At 66.1% G+C, this 4,502-nt stretch carries 6 protein-coding genes and 1 pseudogene; 4 read left to right on the top strand and 3 right to left on the bottom strand.

The genetic code is table 11. The features are described from left to right. From KBI5_RS13390 to KBI5_RS13385, 3 genes and pseudogenes are all read right to left on the bottom strand, one after another. On the bottom strand, positions 1–329 hold a 329-nt coding region (locus KBI5_RS13390; protein WP_133057025.1), incomplete at its 3' end, for a hypothetical protein. A gap of 8 nt (positions 330–337) precedes the next feature. After that, positions 338–412: pseudogene (locus KBI5_RS28725) on the bottom strand (SAM-dependent methyltransferase); the annotation flags it as partial. A gap of 78 nt (positions 413–490) precedes the next feature. Next, positions 491–697, bottom strand: coding sequence for a hypothetical protein (locus tag KBI5_RS13385; RefSeq protein ID WP_023841978.1), 207 nt, complete (start codon positions 695–697; stop codon positions 491–493). A 625-nt stretch (positions 698–1,322) separates the two neighbouring features. Here KBI5_RS13385 and KBI5_RS13375 point away from each other — a divergent pair. The 4 genes from KBI5_RS13375 to KBI5_RS13360 all read left to right on the top strand — a co-directional run. Then, on the top strand, positions 1,323–1,619 hold the full coding sequence (locus KBI5_RS13375; protein ID WP_133057024.1) for a hypothetical protein: 297 nt from the start codon (positions 1,323–1,325) through the stop codon (positions 1,617–1,619). Continuing rightward, positions 1,619–1,978 (top strand): hypothetical protein, encoded by a 360-nt coding sequence (locus KBI5_RS13370; RefSeq protein WP_085015407.1) that lies wholly within the window; start codon positions 1,619–1,621, stop codon positions 1,976–1,978. Before KBI5_RS13375 ends, KBI5_RS13370 begins: the two co-directional genes overlap by 1 nt. Positions 1,979–2,672: 694 nt before the next feature. Beyond that, positions 2,673–3,911, top strand: coding sequence for a helix-turn-helix transcriptional regulator (locus KBI5_RS13365; protein ID WP_085015406.1), 1,239 nt, complete (start codon positions 2,673–2,675; stop codon positions 3,909–3,911). A gap of 291 nt (positions 3,912–4,202) precedes the next feature. Beyond that, positions 4,203–4,502 (top strand): DUF397 domain-containing protein (locus KBI5_RS13360; RefSeq protein ID WP_241882857.1); only part of this gene is annotated, 300 nt, incomplete at its 3' end.

Raw genomic sequence — 4,502 nt, 5'->3', positions numbered from 1 at the left:
TCGTCCTGTGGCCTTTTCTCCCAGCCGGAGATCTCGTCCCGCTCGACGCCAAGAGCTGTCCGGCCCGCGTCGGTCAGAACGTATGCGAGGATGGTGACGGTGCCGCCGCGCAGACTCTGGTCTTCGTGYGGCTCCCTGACGACCCAGYCGCGACGTTCGATCGCCTCGAAGGTGTTCCAGCGGATGCGGACAGGAGCGCAGTCCTGCTCCCCGTAGTAGCCGTGACCGAACGAGTCGGTCCGGTAGTACAGAACGCCCGCGTGGGCGAAGGTCAGCGCACGGCGCTGAGGGTCCGACAGCGGCGGGGTCTTGCTGGTGTGTGCGTCCATGGGGTCGACGGTTCGTTGTCGACATAGAGAATCCGCGATTCCGGCGCGACCTCATGTAGGTTCGGCGCGGTCGGCAGCCCGGTRCACTAACTTCGCGAGGTACACCGAAAGATGTGACCTAGATCACTTCCTTAAGTGCAACGACTCGGCATGGCTGGGGTCTAGGGCTGCGGCTGGTTCTTGGCGGCTGCCGGTCGGTACTGCGTGATCCATGTCTCGACGTCGGCGGGTTGCCAGAGACGGACCGTACCTTGATCGATATGCGGTGCGGGGAAGTCTGGGCGGTGGGAAAGCTGGCGGGCACGCTCGGCCGTGATGCCGAGGCGTCGTCCAATATCGCCCGTCGTCCACAGGTCGTTCTCGCCCATGGGCTACAGCCTATTGCGGCACCCCAAGCATCTCGCTAATCTTGGGGTGCCCCAATAGGCGGCCCTGGCGGTGAGCTCCTACCCTCTCCGCCAGGGCCTTGATCTCGCACCCTCCTGGAAGGGAACGTGACCTATGCCCATGATCTCAGATGGTGAGTCTCGGCTGCCGGACAGCATGCGTTCGGATCTTAGTGTGGTGCTGATGGCGCATCCGGCGGAACCTCCGGCAGTCGAGATGCCGCCGGTCATACCGGGTTTCCAGGTCCGTCGGCCGGTACTCGTGTTTCCGGGCGGCATGCGGGTCTGTGTCGACGCTATGAGCACGGATCGTGAGGCGGCTACCTGGTGGGCCGATCTGGCGGTACAGGCTACGTATGCGTCCATCTGGCACGGCAACCGATCGGAAGAYGAGCGAGAGATCACAAAGAGCGAGTAACGCAAGACCCGCGACCGTGCGGCGGCCGGTGACCTCGCCTGGGGTTGCCGGCCGTTCGCCGTTTCCGGCCTTCAACAACCTATACAAAGTTTGCGATGATGTAGGTACAGCAACGAAAGCGGCCCGACCGGTGCGGGAACACCGATCCGGGCCTGAGTCCCACAACCTGCCAGACCAGGAGCGGAACCTATGTTTACTATGCCAGATGATCCGGTGCGGCAGAGCGCCTACCTCGTTGATCAGTTGATTGTCAGGGTGCGTGAGGCGCTGGCATTGGTGGCGGCTGAGCTGGACGACGGTCCGCTTGCCGGTCCGCCCGGGAACCTCGTACCTCGCGCCGCGGCGTCGGCGCTGCGTGACCTGTCCGCGATGATCGGCGTCGTGACGAGTACGAACAGCCTCGCGGTCCTTGATGCGGTGTGGTTCGGTCTGCTTGAGGCGTCGGACGGCGTGTCGGCTTGCCTCGCATCCGGCGAGGATGCGTGATGCCGGGGCTGGCGCGGGCGTTGAACTTCGTTCGTCAGGACGTCAGCGTGACCGAGCGGGATGATCAGCGAGCGGTGTTCGCTGCGGCATGCTCGGCACGGGCCTGGCAGGCCGGTGGGACGGTCTACCAGACCGCTGACAGGCTGCATGAGTGGGCGGCGGTCGTCCGGCTCGTCCACTCCGGCGCCTACGACCTGGTGGTCGTCGACACGATCGACCGGTTGGCCACCACTGAAGCGGGGCGGATGGCGGTACTGGGCATGCTGCGCCGCACGGGGATCCGCGTCCTTGCAGTACGTGACGGCGTGGATACGGGCGATCCGGTGGGCTGCGCTCTCGTCGACTCGCTGTTCACCTAAGAAATGATCAGGATCGGGTCGGGTGGCTGCAACGCCACCCGACCCGGTTTTTGATCTTTCACGGACCCCGGGCTGAGCTGATCTCCTCCGTCGGTCGGGCGGCTGCGCCCTACGTCGGGTTCTTCCGGCCGGGCAAGGGCGCCGACGGCCCGTACCGTGCTGGGTGCGGCGCGTCCCTTGCCCGGCTGGGAGGTTCCGGCGTAGCCCCTTGGGGGTCCGGGCGGCGGAGGCGATCAGCGGACGTACGCGGCCCCTCCCCCTCCTCCAGAGTGAGGGCCGGGGTTTGGGGCGGAGCCCCAACAACCAGCAACGGCACCGTCCTCGCGGACGTCGCGCGGCTCCTGGAGCACCGGCGCGGACCAGCGGCACTCTCACCGCCGATCGTCACGGACCCTCTGGCGGGGGGTCTGACGCTCCGACGCGCCGACGGGCCGACGCGCCCACGGGGCGACGCTCCGGCCGGGGTGCCGACCGGAGGGAGGCGGGACCCCGGCCGGGTGCGGCGATCCCGTAGGCGCGGCACGCACGGCGACGCGCGGCGCGTGCGACAGGTCACACGCGGCGGCCGAAGGCCGCCCTTGAGAAGGAAGAGAACATTGGCGACGATCTTTGTATGGTCTGTTTGTGCAGGTCGGTGGGTTGCGCTGTAGGTGCACGTACCCTGATTACGGGCACGTTCGGGGAGGGGTGCGGAGTGGTGGACGATCCGGGCGCTCGTCTTCGGGCTCTCCGGCTGCGGCGTGGCTTCTCTCAAGAGGGGTTGGCCGACGAGGCTGGGTTGAGCGTGTCGACGGTGCGGAAGATCGAGCAGGGTGGAAGCGCGCGGATCGAGACGCTGCGCACGTTGGCCCGTGCGCTGGATACGGAGACGTCGTCGCTGTTCGGGGCACGTTCACCTGGGCCAGTGACTGATGCAACGGAAGACGAGAAGCTGAATCTGCTGCCGCTACGCCAGGTTCTCACGCCTGCTGTCGGCCTCGTCGGCGTTTCGCGGTCACCGGTAGGTGGATCGGCGCAGGAGTCGCAGTCTCGGCTTCGAGATGCGCTGTCAAACGCGATCAGGGTCTACCAGTCCGACGACTTCGGCGCTGTGGCTGCGATGCTGCCGGTGATGATCGAGGAAAGTCACGGGCTTGTCGATGGTGCGGAGAATGAGGGTGATCGTCGGGAGGCGGCGCGGCTGCGGGCGGAGATTTTCCAGGTCGCGGGCTGGTTTCTGACTCAGGTACGTCAATACGATCTTGCCTATGCGGCGATTCGTGACGCGATGCGGGATGCTCTCGATTCCGGGGATCGGCTGACGGCTGCGGCGGGTGCTATCTCACAGTCCTGGCTGTTTGTGCGTCAGGGGCGGTTCGATGACGCGGAGCGGCTTGCTCGCGAGACGGCGTCGCGGGTGGAGCCGCGCCTGTCGGTGGCGAGTGATGCGGAGCTGTCGGCGTGGGGATGGTTGTTGCTGCGTGGTTCGGCGGCGGCGGTGCGGAACAATCGAGTCGATGCGTCGGATGACTTTTTGTCGCTTGCCGAGGTTGCCGCGTCCAGGATCACCGGGTCGGGGATTACTGGCCGGCACCATCAGTATTTCACGACGTTCAATCCGAATGTCGTGCGGATGAAGCGGGCTGAGGCGCTGATCATCGCTGATGATCCGCGTGGGGTGCTGCGCATAGCGGAGGATGTCCGCGACGGCGCAGGGAAGCGGCGGCGGTCGGACAACTACAGCCGTCATCTACTCGATGTGGCCGCTGCGCATGCAGCGCTTCGTGACTTCGGGGATGCGGTCGGTGTGCTGACGCTGCTGCTTCGTACCGCGCCGGAATGGCTGCGACACCAGCGCAAGGGTAAGGACGTCCTGAGTACGGTTCTGCTTTCCCGGAAGCGAAGGCTGAGTTCGGAGCTACGCGAGCTTGCCGACTTCATGCAGGTCCAGTAGATCGTCCAACTACCACGGGGCGTGGTAGTTGGACGTGGCGTGTCAGGTGAACTACTGCGTTACGCGACTCGTTCCGATTGCCGGTTGGCGTTAGGTTCTTCGCATGGCCTCCGGGGCTGGTTGAGATAGGGAATCGGTTCTCTGTTTCCCGGCCTCGGGGTGCCTTTTCATCACTCCTACTGTCCGGAGAACCTATGACCTGGCGATCCTGTGTCATCGGCAAATGGGGACTGCCCGTCTATGAAGACAGCGACCACCGTGTCGCGATCACGTCGGAGGGAGGTTCTGGCCGTGGGCCGGTGGGAGGACGAGCATTTTGCCCGGTTGGAATGTGAGGTGCCGGTGCGGGGGCGGGATCGTCTGGCCTGGTGGCGGACGACGCGGGCCGGCCTGGGGGCGGTGGAGGTGGCCGCGGTGCCGGTCGGGACGCTCGGGCTGCTCGACACCCCGGGGATAGCGGTGCGCCATGGCCGGGTGCCGGCGGGGGCGGCGTTGCTGTTCGCCCGGGCCGAATGGGCGCTGTTCCTGGCCGGGGTGGGTCGGGGTGAGTTCGGGTTCGCCCGGTTAGCGGCGTTGCCGGTTCCCTCGGTG

This window comes from Frankia sp. KB5 (assembly GCF_002099325.1).
Taxonomy (GTDB): Bacteria; Actinomycetota; Actinomycetes; order Frankiales; family Frankiaceae; genus Frankia; species Frankia casuarinae.
Note: the sequence above shows the minus strand (reverse complement) of the source record. Positions and strands in the feature narration are given on the sequence as shown.

Excerpts from the sequence above, each read along its gene's own strand:
- KBI5_RS13370 (WP_085015407.1), top strand. The coding sequence starts at position 1,619 with ATGCCGGGGCTGGCGCGGGCGTTGAACTTCGTTCGTCAGGACGTCAGC.
- KBI5_RS13375 (WP_133057024.1), top strand. The coding sequence starts at position 1,323 with ATGTTTACTATGCCAGATGATCCGGTGCGGCAGAGCGCCTACCTCGTT.
- KBI5_RS13385 (WP_023841978.1), bottom strand. The coding sequence starts at position 697 with ATGGGCGAGAACGACCTGTGGACGACGGGCGATATTGGACGACGCCTC.